The organism is Pseudomonas sp. WT-JTC (genome assembly GCF_056711565.1).
On sequence record NZ_CM160042.1, the window covers coordinates 4,419,156 to 4,434,369 of the forward strand.

Annotated in this window: 13 protein-coding genes; 7 read left to right on the plus strand and 6 right to left on the minus strand. The window is 59.3% G+C overall.

Annotated elements, in window-relative coordinates; translation table 11 throughout:
- Positions 1 to 231: 231 nt before the first annotated feature.
- A complete protein-coding gene (locus AC06G5_RS20135; protein WP_413428350.1) occupies positions 232 to 792 on the plus strand; it encodes a cytochrome b in 561 nt (186 codons plus the stop codon).
- A 25-nt stretch (positions 793 to 817) separates the two neighbouring features.
- Here AC06G5_RS20135 and AC06G5_RS20140 read toward each other — a convergent pair whose 3' ends face one another.
- Positions 818 to 1,744, minus strand: coding sequence for a 1-aminocyclopropane-1-carboxylate deaminase/D-cysteine desulfhydrase (locus AC06G5_RS20140; protein ID WP_413704419.1), 927 nt, complete (start codon positions 1,742 to 1,744; stop codon positions 818 to 820).
- A 168-nt stretch (positions 1,745 to 1,912) separates the two neighbouring features.
- Positions 1,913 to 3,952 (minus strand): oxidoreductase, encoded by a 2,040-nt coding sequence (locus AC06G5_RS20145; RefSeq protein ID WP_480458187.1) that lies wholly within the window; start codon positions 3,950 to 3,952, stop codon positions 1,913 to 1,915.
- Between the two features lie 324 nt (positions 3,953 to 4,276).
- On the opposite strand from AC06G5_RS20145, the gene AC06G5_RS20150 reads away from it, so the two are divergent.
- From AC06G5_RS20150 to AC06G5_RS20175, 6 genes are all read left to right on the plus strand, one after another.
- Entirely contained in the window at positions 4,277 to 5,053 is a 777-nt protein-coding gene (locus AC06G5_RS20150) for an ABC transporter substrate-binding protein (protein ID WP_480458189.1), read from the plus strand.
- A gap of 91 nt (positions 5,054 to 5,144) precedes the next feature.
- Positions 5,145 to 5,834 carry an ABC transporter permease gene (locus tag AC06G5_RS20155; RefSeq protein WP_480458191.1) on the plus strand — a complete coding sequence of 230 codons (690 nt, stop codon included), beginning with the start codon at positions 5,145 to 5,147 and terminating at the stop codon, positions 5,832 to 5,834.
- Positions 5,835 to 5,847: 13 nt separating this feature from the next.
- Complete coding sequence (locus AC06G5_RS20160; protein WP_008018917.1) at positions 5,848 to 6,546, plus strand: ABC transporter permease; 699 nt, start codon at positions 5,848 to 5,850, stop codon at positions 6,544 to 6,546.
- A gap of 9 nt (positions 6,547 to 6,555) precedes the next feature.
- Positions 6,556 to 7,668: a succinylglutamate desuccinylase/aspartoacylase family protein gene (locus tag AC06G5_RS20165; protein ID WP_413428355.1), complete on the plus strand. Its 1,113-nt coding sequence runs from the start codon at positions 6,556 to 6,558 to the stop codon at positions 7,666 to 7,668.
- Between the two features lie 18 nt (positions 7,669 to 7,686).
- Positions 7,687 to 8,451, plus strand: a complete 765-nt coding sequence (locus AC06G5_RS20170) for an ABC transporter ATP-binding protein (protein WP_413428356.1) — start codon at positions 7,687 to 7,689, stop codon at positions 8,449 to 8,451.
- Positions 8,452 to 8,577: 126 nt separating this feature from the next.
- Positions 8,578 to 9,486 carry a MurR/RpiR family transcriptional regulator gene (locus tag AC06G5_RS20175; RefSeq protein WP_413428357.1) on the plus strand — a complete coding sequence of 303 codons (909 nt, stop codon included), beginning with the start codon at positions 8,578 to 8,580 and terminating at the stop codon, positions 9,484 to 9,486.
- 92 nt (positions 9,487 to 9,578) lie between these two features.
- Here the strand turns inward: AC06G5_RS20175 and AC06G5_RS20180 are convergent, their stop codons facing one another.
- The 4 genes from AC06G5_RS20180 to AC06G5_RS20195 form a co-directional block, all read right to left on the minus strand.
- Complete coding sequence (locus AC06G5_RS20180; RefSeq protein WP_413428358.1) at positions 9,579 to 10,988, minus strand: amino acid permease; 1,410 nt, start codon at positions 10,986 to 10,988, stop codon at positions 9,579 to 9,581.
- Between the two features lie 153 nt (positions 10,989 to 11,141).
- Complete coding sequence (gene hutH / locus AC06G5_RS20185; RefSeq protein WP_480458194.1) at positions 11,142 to 12,674, minus strand: histidine ammonia-lyase; 1,533 nt, start codon at positions 12,672 to 12,674, stop codon at positions 11,142 to 11,144.
- A 586-nt stretch (positions 12,675 to 13,260) separates the two neighbouring features.
- Positions 13,261 to 13,908: a hypothetical protein gene (locus AC06G5_RS20190; RefSeq protein ID WP_413428895.1), complete on the minus strand. Its 648-nt coding sequence runs from the start codon at positions 13,906 to 13,908 to the stop codon at positions 13,261 to 13,263.
- Positions 13,909 to 14,608: 700 nt separating this feature from the next.
- Entirely contained in the window at positions 14,609 to 15,184 is a 576-nt protein-coding gene (locus tag AC06G5_RS20195) for a hypothetical protein (RefSeq protein WP_413704415.1), read from the minus strand.
- Positions 15,185 to 15,214: the final 30 nt, after the last annotated feature.

Consider the following 15,214-nt stretch of genomic DNA (forward strand, 5'->3'; position numbering starts at 1 on the left):
CGCCCCCCCTGTAGGAGCGAGCTTGCTCGCGATGGTGTGTCAGTCGACATCAACGTATCTGACACTCCATCGCGAGCAAGCTCGCTCCTACAAGGGTTTTTCCGTCTATTACCCGAACCAGAGCATCCAGCGGCCAATCGCCTCAGGCAAACCCGGTGAAACAGGATTAAAGTTACCAGACACCGTCAAACAAGAACGGTGGCTTTAAACCGGACCTCTGAGGAATACCGTATGCCGTGGAAAAACTCCGCCTCGCGCTACAGCACCGTATCGATCGCGCTGCACTGGTTGATGCTGGTCCTGCTGGTGCTGGTTTACGCCTGTATCGAGTTGCGCGGGATGTTTCCCAAGGGCAGTGGCGGGCGCACGCTGATCGTCGAATCACACTTCATGCTCGGCCTGACCGTCTTCGTTCTGGTCTGGCTGCGATTGTTCGCACGCAGTCTCGGCCCCGCGCCACAGGTCTTCCCGGCTTCGCCACAGTGGCAAACCACACTGGCCAGGCTGATGCACTGGGCGCTGTACATTTTCATGATCGTTACGCCGATTCTCGGGTGGCTGGTCACCAGCGCCAAAGGCAATCAGGTGATGTTCTATGGGGTCGACCTGCCGATGCCAATCGCGGAAAACAAGGACCTGGCCAGACAACTCCAGGACTGGCACGAGCTCGGCGGCACTATCGGCTATTGGCTGATCGGCCTGCATGCCGCGGCCGCGCTGTATCACCACTACGTGGTGGGCGATAACACCTTGCTGCGGATGATGCCCAAGAGCGTAAACCGCGATAACTGAGTCCACATGAGATTGCATGTGTGCTTCAGATTTGTGGACTGAACCCCCGTCGCCCCTGCAAACCGCCAGTGTGGACGAAGATCAACCGCGAGCCTCGGGCGAACTTGCCCGCGGCGACTTGTTGTTCGAGGGCCATGAGCGCCTTGCCGGTGTAAAGCGGCTCAAGGGGAATGCTGCCGGTCTGCCCGGTCTTTTCAATGAAGTCGAGCAACAGTTGATCGACCTTCGCGAAGCCGCCGCGACTGGCCGCAAACAGCTCATAGGCCGCATCGACCACACCGGCTTCCTGCACGATCCGCTCGACCTGCTGCGCCACCCCATGATCATCCGGCACCGCCAGGGCGCCGTACACCGGATGATCCCCCGCTTCGGCCAGCACCAGGCCAGCCAGCGTCGTGCCGGTTCCGCAGGCCAGCCACCAGCCGTCGTAATCGCTCCAGCCCAAGCCCTGCAATTGCGCGCATACGGTAGCTCGCAATGGCATGCAACCCTGGGCGCCAGGCAAACCACCTCCCCCTTCAGGCACCGGATGCAATGTCGGATACCGAATTTGCCAGGGTTGCCAGAAACCCGCTTCATGTCGCGCCCTATAGCCGCCGTAACCCAGCCAGTGCAACTGCATGCCGAACGCCTGCAAGTCTTTGACCGTCGGGGTTTCCTGAGGATGCCCGCGTAACAGGCCGACGGTGGAAAAGCCGAAACGCTTGCCCGCCGCCGCCAACGCGTGAAGGTGATTGGAGTGTGCTCCACCGAGGCTGATGATGCCTTCGGCACCCAGGCGGTCGGCGGTCTTCAGGTGTTCGACGAGCTTGAACCATTTGTTGCCGCTGATCAGCGGGTCGATCTGGTCCAGACGCAGGATCGCCACTTCGATGCCGGCGTCGGAGAGCCAGTCGAGGTGAAGGCGTTCGAGGGGAGCCTGGGGGAGCCAGGTGGTGGGAGGGAGAAGCATTGACGCCGGATCCGAGTAGGGAACCAGCATCTTAACAGCCTTGAGGACGCCTTCGCGGGCAAGCCCGCTCCCACAGTGGATTTGTGTCGTTCACAAAACCCACGAACAACGCAATAACTGTGGGAGCGGGCTTGCTCGCGAAAGCCATTGGCACGCTGGACCTGCGTATTACAACTGCGCCGCCAACCGCGAACCCTGATTGATCGCCCGCTTGGCATCCAGCTCTGCCGCGACATCCGCGCCGCCGATCAGGTGCACGTTCTGCCCCGCCGCCACCAGGCTTTCATGCAATTCACGCAGCGGGTCCTGCCCGGCGCAAATCACGATGTTGTCCACTGGCAGCACCTGCGGCTCGCCGGTTTCGCCGATGCGGATGTGCAGGCCTTCGTCGTCGATCTTCAGGTATTCGACGCTGTTGAGCATCTGTACCTGCTTGTTCTTCAGACCGGTGCGATGAATCCAGCCGGTGGTCTTGCCCAGGCCGTCGCCGACCTTGGACTTCTTGCGTTGCAGCAGGAATACCTCGCGGGCCGGCGCATGGGGTGCGGCCTTGACACCAGCAACACCACCGCGTGCCTCAAGGTGCGTATCGATGCCCCACTCTTTCCAGAACGCGGCGCGATCCTGACTGGTAGCCACGCCTTGATGAACCAGGAACTCGGAGACGTCGAAACCGATACCACCGGCACCAATCACCGCGACACGCTTGCCGACCGGTTTGCGCTCCAGGATCACATCCAGGTAGCTCAACACCTTGGCGTTTTCCACACCTGCAATCGCCGGCACGCGCGGCGCAATGCCGGTGGCCAGGATGATCTCGTCATAGCCGCCCTCGACCAGCCGGGCCACGTCGACGCGGGTGTTCAGGCACACCTCGACGTTGGTGGTCTGCAGCTTGCGGTTGAAGTAGCGAATGGTTTCGTAGAACTCTTCCTTGCCCGGAACGCGCTTGGCGATGTTGAACTGACCGCCGATTTCGCTGGCCGAATCGAACAGCGTCACCTGATGGCCACGCTCGGCCGCCACGGTCGCGGCGGACAAACCGGCAGGGCCGGCACCGACCACGGCGATTTTCTTCAGCTGTTGCACGGGCAGGTAATTGAGTTCGGTTTCGTGGCAGGCACGCGGGTTGACCAGGCAACTGGTCAGCTTGCCGCCGAAGGTGTGATCGAGGCAGGCCTGGTTGCAACCGATGCAGGTGTTGATTTCATCGGCGCGACCTTCAGCGGCCTTGTTGACGAAATCCGGGTCGGCGAGGAACGGCCGCGCCATGGACACCATGTCGGCATCGCCCTCCGCCAGGATCTGCTCGGCGACTTCCGGCGTGTTGATGCGGTTGGTGGTGATCAGCGGAATATTGACCGAACCCCGCAGCTTGGCCGTGACCTTGCTGAACGCCGCGCGCGGCACTTTGGTGGCGATGGTTGGAATCCGCGCTTCGTGCCAGCCGATACCGGTGTTGATGATGGTCGCCCCGGCCTGCTCGATGGCCTTGGCCAGTTGAACGATCTCTTCCCAGGTGCTGCCGCCTTCGACCAGGTCGAGCATCGACAGACGGAAAATGATGATGAAGTTCGGGCCGACCGCTTCACGCACGCGACGGACGATTTCCACCGGCAGGCGCATACGGTTTTCGTAACTGCCGCCCCAGCGGTCGGTACGGTGGTTGGTGTGGGCGGCGAGGAACTGGTTAATGAAATAACCTTCGGAGCCCATGATTTCCACACCGTCGTATTCGGCGGTTTGTGCCAGTACCGAGCAGGTGACGAAATCGCTGATCTGCTTCTCGATGCCCTCCTCGTCCAGCTCCTTGGGCTTGAACGGGTTGATCGGCGCCTGGATCGCGCTAGGCGCAACCTGTTTCGGACTGTAGGCATAACGACCGGCATGGAGGATCTGCATGCAGATCTTGCCGCCTGCGTCATGCACGGCACGGGTGACGATACGGTGCTTGAGCGCCTCTTCTTCGGTCGTCAGCTTGGCCGCACCGGAATACACGCCACCTTCATCGTTCGGGCCGATACCGCCGGTGACCATCAGACCGACACCACCACGGGCACGTTCGGCAAAGTACGCCGCCATGCGTTCGAAACCACCCGGTTTTTCTTCAAGGCCAGTGTGCATCGACCCCATCAGGGTGCGATTGCGCAGCGTGGTGAAACCCAGGTCCAGCGGAGCCAACAGGTGCGGGTAATGAGCGGCGGTCATCGGTAACTCCACATCGAGCGATCACGGAAAGTGCAGGAGCTCTACGGCCCCCATCAATCATGTTCGACAGACTAAGAGTCGCGCCGCCGCCACTCAATGACCGTAACTGACAACTTAATGATCGAAATGAGCAGCGGTAATTGGCAAACGCAGGCATGGGTTTGTGATGAACCACAACTCGGACTGATATGTTTTTTTTCACTCTATTGATTATTGATTTTTATTGTGTCATTTATAGTCCCGCCGATCACAGGACTGATCCACCGCGCCAACCTGGATGGCGGGCACCCGTTTCCCCCCAATGCCCTCCAAGGAGTCAACAATATGAACAAGACAGAACTTCTAGGTGCTCTGGCGCTGTGCGCTTTCAGCTTCCTGGCACATGCCGACGAAGACAGCCTGCGCATCGGTATCGAAGCCGCCTACCCACCCTTCTCCTTCAAGACGCCGGAGGGCAACGTCAGCGGGTTCGATTACGAGATCGGCAACGCCTTGTGCGAAGAAATGAAGGTCAAATGCGAGTGGGTCATTCAGGAATTCGACGGCATGATCCCGTCGCTCAAGGTGCGCAAGATCGATGCCGTGCTGTCGTCGATGTCGATCACCGAAGACCGGATGAAGTCCGTGGACTTCAGCAAAAAGTACTACCACACACCGGGCAAGTTCGCGATGAAGGCCGGCAGCGTGATCAATGACCCTCTGGTAGACCTCAAGGGCAAGAAACTCGGCGTGCAACGCTCCTCCACCTACGATCGTTTTGCCAGCGAGCAACTGGAAAAAGCCGGCGTCGTCGTGGTGCGCTACTCCTCACAAAATGAAGCCTTCCTCGATCTCGCCTCGGGTCGACTGGACGCCACCCTCGCCGACATCGTCAACACCGATGAAAGCTTTATCAAGACACCGGCCGGCCAGGGTTTTGCGTTGACCGGACCGGACATCAACGACCCGAAATACTTCGGCCGGGGCGCCGGTATCGCCGTGCGCAAAGGCGACACCGCCAACGTTGCGCGCCTGAGTGCGGCGATTGATGCGATCCGCGCCAATGGCAAGTACCAGCAAGTGATGGCCAAGTACTTCGCGTTCGATATCTACGGCGAGTAAGCCTTACCCATAGCCCCGGTGCCGGCCCATTGCAGGCGCCGATTCGGGCTTGTCTTGCGCGCCTCGCGGCGCTCGCTTGAGGAACTTCATCATGCTTCACGGCTACGGATCGAGCATTCTCGATGGCGCCTGGCTGACCATAAACCTGGCCTTGACCTCCATGTCCATGGCGATTGCCCTGGGCCTGATCGGCGCGGCCTTCCGATTGTCACCGCTCAAATGGCTGGCCATGCTCGGGGAAAGCTACACCACCCTGATACGCGGCATTCCAGACCTGGTGCTGATCCTGCTGATTTTCTACGGCGGCCAGGATCTGGTGAACCGCATTGCCCTGGCGCTCGGTTACACCCGCTATATCGACATCAACCCCTTTATCGCCGGTGTCTGCACCATGGGTTTCATTTTTGGCGCCTACCTCTCGGAAACCTTTCGCGGCGCCTTCATGGCGATCCCCAAAGGTCAGGCCGAAGCCGGCGTGGCCTATGGCATGAGCGGGGCACAGGTGTTCTGGCGAATTCTGGTATCGCAGATGATTCGTTTCGCCATTCCGGGGTTCACCAACAATTGGCTGGTACTGACCAAATCCACCGCGCTGATCTCGGTGATCGGCTTGCAGGACATGATGTTCAAAGCCAAGAACGCAGCGGATGCCACACACGAGCCGTTCACGTTTTTCCTCGCCGTGGCGGCGCTGTACCTGATGCTCACCAGCCTGTCCTTGCTGGTGCTGCGCCATCTGGAAAAACACTACTCGGTCGGCATCAAAGCCGCCGAACTGTGAGGGGAGCCCGCCCATGATTCTCGACTACAACCTGATCTGGGAAAACCTGCCGCTGTACTTCAATGGCGCCTTGTTGACCCTCAAAGTCCTGCTCATTTCCCTGGCCCTGGGCCTGGTCCTGGCGATTCCACTGGCGCTGATGCGGGTGTCGCGATCGCCGCTGATCAACTTCCCGGCCTGGCTCTATACCTACGTGATTCGTGGCACGCCGATGCTGGTGCAATTGTTCCTGATCTATTACGGCCTGGCGCAATTCGAAGCCGTGCGCCAAAGCGTGCTCTGGCCTTACCTGTCCAGCGCCACCTTTTGCGCCTGCCTGGCTTTCGCGATCAACACCAGTGCCTATAGCGCAGAGCTTCTGGCCGGCAGTCTGAAATCCACTGCCCATGGCGAGATCGAAGCCGCCAGGGCCATGGGCATGTCCCGTCTGACCCTGTACCGCCGCATTCTCCTGCCGTCGGCCTTGCGTCGGGCATTGCCGCAGTACAGCAACGAGGTGCTGATGATGCTGCAAACCACCAGCCTGGCCTCCATCGTCACGCTCGTGGATATCACCGGCGCGGCACGCACGGTCAGCTCACGGTTCTACCTGCCGTTCGAGGCGTTCATCACCGCCGGCCTCATCTACCTGGCCCTGACTTTCATTCTGGTGCGCCTGTTCAAGCTGGCCGAGCGCCGCTGGCTGGCGTATCTGGCACCGCGCAAGCATTAAGGAGCTGATATGGAACACATTCAATACCTGCTGCCGTGGAGCGCTTCGGGCACTGAACGAACGCTGTCGCTGTTTCGTTTTGGCAGCGGACCACGCAAGGCGTACATCCAGGCTTCCCTGCATGCCGACGAGCTGCCGGGGATGCGTGTCGCCGTCGAACTCAAGCGCCGCCTGCTTGAACTGGAAGCACAAGGCCGCCTGACGGGGGTCGTCGAATTGGTACCGATGGCCAACCCGATCGGTATCGGCCAGATGTTCCAGGCCACCCATCAGGGTCGCTTCGAGTTCTCCAGCGGCAAGAACTTCAACCGCGACTTCCCGGAGCTGGCCGAAGCCGTCGCACCATTGCTGGAAGGTCGACTGGGAAATGACGCCGACGTCAACGTCGCACTGATCCGTCGTGCCATGGCCGATGTGCTCGCCGACATGCCGCCACCGGCCTCGGAACTCGACGGCCTGCGCCGCGTGTTGCTGCAGCATGCCTGTGACGCCGATGTGGTGCTGGACCTGCACTGCGATTTCGAATCGATCATGTTGCTGTATGCGATGCCGCAACACTGGCCACGCTTGCAGTCACTGGCCGCGCGCCTGGGTGCCGGCGTCACGCTGCTGGCCGAAGGTGCAGGCGGCAGTGCCTTCGACGAAGCCTGCGCGATTCCCTGGTTACGCCTGACCGAGCTCTTCCCTGAAGCCAATATCCCGCTGTCGTGCGCGGCCACCACCATTGAATTACGTGGCATGGCGGACACCGAACGCGAGCAATGCATCGACAGCGCCCAGGCCATTCTCGGTTATCTCGCAGAGCAAGGCCTGATCAGCGGTGAATGGCCGGCAGCACCGCCGTCCCGTTGTGAAGCGATGCCCTTCGCCGGTGCGCAGTACGCGTATGCGCCGCATCCGGGAGTGGTGAGTTTTCTGCAACCGCTGGGAGCGCAGGTCAAGGTCGGCGACCCGTTGTTCGAAGTCATTGACCCGCTGAACGACCACCACAGCGTAGTGCGCGCCAGCACCGACGGCATCCTCTACGCCCGCGAACGTCTGCGTTTCGCCCAACCCGGTCTGTGGCTGGCCAAAGTCGCAGGCTACACCCCTATTCGCCAAGGCCGCTTGCTCAGCGACTGATGCCAGAGAGTTCAAACCATGTACAAACTTGAAATTCAGGACCTGCACAAAAGCTACGGCGACCACCAGGTGCTCAAGGGCATATCCCTGCAGGCCCAGGCCGGTGATGTGATCAGCATCATCGGCTCCAGTGGCTCGGGCAAAAGCACCTTCCTGCGCTGCATCAACCTGCTGGAGCAGCCCAACGCCGGCAACATTGTGCTCAACGGCGAACCGCTCAAACTTGTGACCAACAAACTCGGCGGGCTCAAGGCTGCCGAGCCCAGGCAGTTGCAACGCATGCGTTCACGCCTGTCGATGGTGTTCCAGCACTTCAACCTCTGGTCGCACATGAGTGCCCTGGAAAATGTCATGGAGGCCCCGGTGCATGTGCTGGGCCTGGGCAAGAAAGAGGCTCGGGAAAAGGCTGAGCACTACCTGAACAAAGTCGGGGTGGCGCACCGCAAGGATGCCTGGCCAGCCCATATGTCGGGTGGCGAACAGCAGCGCGTGGCGATTGCCCGCGCACTGGCAATGGAGCCGGAAGTGATGCTGTTCGACGAGCCAACCTCGGCCCTCGACCCCGAACTGGTGGGTGAAGTGCTCAAGGTCATGCAGGATCTGGCACTGGAGGGTCGCACCATGGTGGTCGTGACCCACGAAATGGGTTTTGCCCGTGAGGTCTCCAACCAACTGGTGTTCCTGCACAAAGGCCTGGTCGAAGAACGCGGCGACCCGCGTGAAGTGCTGGTCAATCCACAGTCCGAGCGCCTTCAGCAGTTTCTGGCCGGGAGCCTGAAGTAGTCCGCTGTTCAACGACCGATTGCTCTGCGCTGCCCTGACCGGGTTGGCTTCAGATACACTCCAGCCAACTTTGTCAGGGCATCAGGCACAGCCCTTCTCCCACCTTCAGGAACCGTTGAGCTGGATATGCCAACCCCATCAAAAGACACCACGGTCTACGCCGCACCGGTCATGCGCAAACTGACGGAAATCGTTTCCGAACTGCCACCGTCACTGCGTAAGGTGGCGGACTTTATCCTGCGTCACCCGTTGAAAGCCGCGACGCTGACCATCGAGGAAATGGCTCACGAAACGTCGACCTCACCCGCCGCCGTCAACCGTTTGGCCAAGGCGTTGGACCTCGGTGGCTACACCGGCATGAAGGCCGAACTGGTCGCGACGCTGCAGCAGATGGTGTCGCCGGTCGACAAACTACGCAACGAACTGGCCCATCGCCCTGGCGGCGCATTTGGCCTGCATGAACAAATCCAGAGCGCCAGCAGCAATCTCGCCACGGCGGCGACCAACAACCACGCCGACACCTTTGAAGCGTTCGTCACTCGCCTGACCACCGCGCGCAAGATTTATATCCTGGGGTTCGGCAACAGTGTCTACTTCGCCGGCCTCGCTGCCTCGACCCTGATGCCCTTCTGCGCCGACGCCACCGCTATCAGCATGGAAGGCGGCAACGAAAATGCCGCGTACCGACTGGCCGCGATCACCGATCAGGACGTGTTGCTGGCGATCTCCCTGCCGCGCTACTCCCTCGACACCCTGCAACTGGCACGTTTCGCCAATGAACGCGGCGCGTCGGTGCTGGCAATTACCGACTCACCCGCCTCGCCGCTCACCAGCATTGCCGAGCATGTGCTGTTTGCGCCTTGCGATCATCCGGTGTTGACCAGTTCCAACATCGCAATGCTCGCCTTGATCGAAGGGTTGGTCGCCGGCGTGATGGCGCGCAACAAAGAGGCGGTCAAACTGGCGACCGAACTGACAGAAAGCGTGATGTCGTACCTGCACATCCCAACCAGCGGTAAACCACCGAAAAAGTGATGCCGTTATCGTTTGGCGATGCCTTGAAAGCGAAACAGGCCGGCTGACAAGTGTCAGCCGGCCTGTTTCTCTCGTAGCTCACTCAAATCAGATTAACGCTGAGAGAGGGGGGACTCCTTGGAAATCAGGGCCGCCTGTCCAGCCATCGGTTTGACCCACGTCAGGTAGGCCAGCACCAGCAACACGATCCAGACCACACCGACGATCAACGCAGCCTGTGTGTCCGGGAAATAGCCCAGCACACCGAAGACGAACAGCATGAAGGCAATCGCCGCCATCGGCGCATAGGGCCAGAACGGCACCGGGAACTTCAGTTGCGCAACCTGCTCGGCACTCATGGAGCGACGCATGGCCACCTGGGTCAACAGAATCATCAGCCAGACCCACACCGTGGCAAAGGTCGCGATGGAGGCGATCAGCAGAAAAACGTTTTCCGGGATCAGGTAGTTCAGCAACACGCCCAGCAGCAGCGCGCAGCTCATCACAACGACCGTCAACCACGGTACGCCATTGCGCGACAAGCGGGCGAAGCCTTTCGGGGCGTGCCCTTGCTGAGCCAGGCCATACATCATGCGACCCGCACCGAAGATGTCACTGTTGATGGCCGACACTGCCGCCGAGATCACCACGATGTTGAGGATAGTGGCCGCCGAGCTGATGCCCAGGTTGTCGAAAATCTGTACGAACGGGCTGCCCTGGCTGCCGATCTGCTGCCACGGAAAAATCGACATCAGCACCAGCATCGTCAACACGTAGAACAGCAGAATACGCAACGGCACGGCATTGATTGCCCTGGGCAGCACATGTTGCGGATCCTTGGCTTCACCAGCGGTAACACCGATGATTTCAATGCCGCCAAAGGCAAACATCACCACCGCAAACGAGGCGATCAGGCCTCCTACGCCATTGGGCATGAAGCCACCCTGGGTCCAGAGATTGCTGATATCCGTCGCTTGGGCACCCGGCGCACTGTTGATGCCAAACAGCATGATGCCGAAGCCGCCCAGGATCATTGCGACGATGGCCGCGACCTTGAGCAACGACAACCAGAACTCCATTTCGCCGAAGACTTTGACATTGCACAGGTTCAAGCCGCCGACCACCGAGACGATGCCCAGCACCCAGATCCAGCGGGAGACTTCGGGGAACCAGAACCCCATGTAAATGCCGAACGCCGTCACGTCGGCCATGCCGACGATGACCATTTCAAACGCGTAGGTCCAACCGAGGATGAAGCCCGCCATCGGCCCCAGATAGGTGCTGGCGTACTGGCCGAACGAGCCGGCCACCGGGTTGTGCACCGCCATCTCACCGAGGGCGCGCATGACCATGAACACCGCCGCGCCACCGATCAGGTATGCGAGCAGGACCGCGGGGCCAGCCATTTGAATGGCCGAGGCAGAACCGTAGAACAGCCCGGTTCCGATCGCCGACCCCAGTGCCATGAAGCGAATATGTCGGGCTGAGAGCCCTCGTTTCAAACCTTTTGCTGGCTGTTGCATTTTTCGTCCTTATTTATTCTTGTCCGACGCAAAATCGATTCGCTGTAGGAGCGAGCCCGCTCGCGATGGTCCTCAACGATAACGCGCCCTGCCTGAATGCCCGCGTTGCCCAGGCGTTTTTCGCGAGCAGGCTCGCTCCTACAGGAGGGGGCCTTACAGGCTCGGCAGCAACTTGGTTGGAACCAGCTCGGTCAGGCAGCGCGAAGCCAACAACTCAGTCGCCGCATTGATGTCCGGTGCAAAGAAGCGGTCCTTCTCATAGAACGGCACTTCGTTACGCAGGATGGCGCGGGCCTGTTCCAGTTTTGGCGAGGTCTTCAGGCCGTTGCGCAGGTCCAGGCCCTGAGCCGCCGCCAGCCATTCCACGGCGAGAATCCCGCGGGTGTTCTCGGCCATTTCCCACAGGCGCTTGCCGGCCGCCGGGGCCATCGAGACGTGGTCTTCCTGGTTGGCCGAGGTCGGCAGGCTGTCCACCGAATGCGGATGGGACAGCGCCTTGTTCTCGCTGGCCAGGGCCGCCGCGGTGACCTGGGCGATCATGAAGCCGGAGTTCACGCCACCGTTGGCCACCAGGAACGGCGGCAGTTGCGACATGTGCTTGTCCATCATCAGCGAGATGCGGCGCTCGCTCAGCGAGCCGATTTCGGCGATGGCCAGGGCCATGTTGTCGGCGGCCATGGCCACCGGCTCGGCGTGGAAGTTGCCACCGGAGATCACGTCGCCTTCGGCGGCGAACACCAGCGGGTTGTCCGAGACGGCGTTGGCTTCGATGGCCAGCACTTCGGCAGCCTGACGGAACTGGGTCAGGCAGGCGCCCATGACTTGCGGCTGGCAGCGCAGGGAGTACGGATCCTGGACTTTTTCGCAGTTCTCATGGGAGTCGGAGACTTCGCTGCGCTCGCCCAGCAGATCGCGGTAAGCGGCGGCGGCGTCGATCTGGCCTTTCTGGCCACGGGCGGCGTGGATGCGCGCGTCGAACGGCGAACGCGAACCCAGCACCGCTTCAACGGTCAGGCCGCCGAGGGCCAGGGCACCGGCGAACAGGTCTTCACCTTCGAACAGGCCGCGCAGGGCGAACGCGGTGGACACCTGGGTGCCGTTGAGCAGGGCCAGGCCTTCTTTCGCGGCCAGGGTCAGCGGGGTCAGGCCGGCGACTTTCAGCGCTTCGGTCGCTTCCATCCACTCGCCCTTGTAACGCGCCTTGCCTTCGCCCAGCAGCACCAGCGACATGTGCGCCAACGGCGCCAGGTCACCGGACGCACCGACCGAGCCTTTCAATGGTATGTGCGGGTACACCTCGGCATTGATCAGGGCGATCAGCGCGTCGATCACCACGCGGCGGATGCCGGAGAAACCACGGCTCAGGCTGTTGACCTTGAGCACCATGATCAGGCGCACCAGCTCGTCGCTGATCGGCTGGCCAACACCGGCGGCGTGGGACAGCACCAGCGAGCGCTGCAGGTTTTCCAGGTCTTCGCTGGCGATGCGGGTCGAGGCCAGCAGGCCGAAACCGGTGTTGATCCCGTAGGCGGTGCGGTTCTCGGCGAGGATCTGCTCCACGCAGGCCACGCTGGCCTCGATCTGGGCCGCAGCGCTGTGGTCGAGGGTCAGTTTCACCGGCTGCTGATAGACGTCACGCAGTTGGGTCAGGCTCAGTTGGCCGGGGATCAGGTTCAGTGTGTGCATTTTCAGGCTCCTATAACCGGGGTAATCATTGGCAGGCTCAAGCCCTGCGCTTTGGCACATTCAATTGCAATCGGGTAACCGGCATCGACGAGTCACGAAACGTTGCAGGTTTACTGTCAGTCACGAAAAAGACGCTCAAGCGATCAATTCAAGCCAACCCAGGCAGTGGGCAAGCCAGCCTGTGCGCATCGTTGCGCGACAAGCGAATCAGTGGCTGTCGCGGAGAGCCTCAAAGGACTCATACGCACACGCATTTACTTGTACATACAATCATATGCAATCAAGCGGCCAACTTGTTGGACAGGCATTCAAGAAAAATTCGGAAGGGCTGGAGAGCGCCAGAATCAAGGGCTCTGGCGTTGGTGAAATTTTCGAGGGGATTTTTTGAGGACGAGGTGATTGTTACCTGAGCGTGGTTTTACGCTACACCGGTGGGGGTTGGTAACACCGAGGCTCACTTCTTCAGGACGGGACAGACTCAAAACAAAAGGGCCTTGCGGTGCAGGTCCGGGTTGAAACCTGCACCAGGAAAATCGCCACCTCTCGGGCTCTGGGCAAGCCCGCAGGATTTACCCGCAGAACCGGCTTAGCATGCGCCTGCCACTGTTCGCTGAGGCGCAACGTAGACGTCCTGTTGTTTCGCTCGCTGGGTCAGCACCAGCATCGCCAGGAACCCGAGCACAATCAGTACCGGATACGCCATCAACAGTTCGGAAAGGGAAAATTTCCAGGCCAAAGGGCGCCCGACACCCAGCATGGCGGCATACATCCAGGACACGGCGGACAACGAACCGCAGGCCAACGCCAGCATCCGTGCACTGAATCCGAGGTTGAGCAAGGAGCCTGCCTTTTGCAGTGCCGGCAGTACCATGCGATGCAACAGGACGCCGTTGTAACTCAGCAACGCGACAATAATGACTTTGGCTTGAAGCTTTGGATTCATGAAGTATTCGACACCTTTATCCTGGTAATCAATACCGACGACAGCGATCCCCGTTATCCACAAAGCTATTAGTGCAACGACCACAGACTTTTGGAGACTTTCCATGTGAGCATTATCATGCTCAGTGAGCACCTTCCGCCTTAAAAGATCTTTAACCATCGCGACATCACTGGTCAACACCAGACCAATGGCTACACAACACGCCACCAAATGAACGTAAACAACACCCAGACGCAAAAACTCCAGGAATTCTTTATTCCCCAGCAGACTCATAATTGTATTTATCGCCACGGTAATTTCTCCACCTTATTCGACAGTACAGATCGACTTTATAACAAGATTCTTAAACATAAAAACCCTGTGCGACCTTACTTCTACAAGATAAGCCAAATCATCGACTCGGCACTGTTAACCTCATTGATTCGTTTGGCAAATCAATGACCGGCTTGTTTATTACCTCCCTGAACTTCAGATACCCCCCATTTGCACTCACTGCATTTGAGATTCGATTTCCACTTCTTTTTAGCAATTTCGCGAGCAGGTCATGGCTGACACGCTGAAGAATCAGAGGCCCCAGACGCTCCAATGTTCATTTTCCGAACAAGCCACCGACAAACGGTGTCGTAGCGCAAGTGCAACTGAAGTGACAGTAACAAGCAAACTTCCCCGCTATTCCCCGCGACAGCTGGGCTGATTGATTAAATGCACTTCGACGACTGCATATTGGATCCACCAGTTGTTATACATCCCATAACTCGCGCAATAGCGAGCGGCTCTCATCCACAACAAATACCAACTGCATACTCCACGATAACCCGGCGACCCTTTCAAGCCGGCAGCAACGCAGGATTAATTGAAACTATCAGGGTATCAATCAAGTACATCAGCGATGTGGTGGTTTGGTTCACCAAGGCAGCACAAACTGCATTACGAGAATCCAGATTAATACCGGAAGCAACTCACGACTGCACTTGCTGGTTGCGCGGCGTGCTCAAAATCCGAAGTAAACAAATGCCGTAGCTACAGCGATACCCCACGCGGCCAACGCCATCACCGTTGAGTTGTACGCAAACCGGGAATCTCCCAATCGCTGCAAGCCGGGCTTCGAAAAACCGGTCTGGTCATAACGGCAATGCATGATTGCCCGGTAGGTATACAGGAGGCCGACCAGCAGAAACAGGGTAATCAGGCCGAGGACAAGTCCACGCCTGATAGCCGGTTTAACCAATGGCGCCAGGTGATCCTGTTTGCAGGCAACGCTATCGACTTGCGTAACGGTAATTCGCTGATAGTCCGTCAAGGACTTCTTTTGGCCGACCTGGATTGCAGCTTGTTGCTCCAGATCCAGTGCCTGATACTTCCAGAGCGTTGACGATCCTTTTCGGCAGAAGGTAAATGCAGCAGGACTTGAGACGGCGATAATAAAAGCGTCGTTGATATCCAGCTTTTTCAGCGTTTCCGTGGCTGACCTGGTGAAGCCCAGGTCGAAGACCGAAGTAACCCCGGTAGCAGAAGCCGCGACCGCAACCAACAGGCTGCTCAAGAGGCAGATGGCTGAAATGTTCAAGGCCGGGTTTCCTTTTTCCATTGGTTTTTT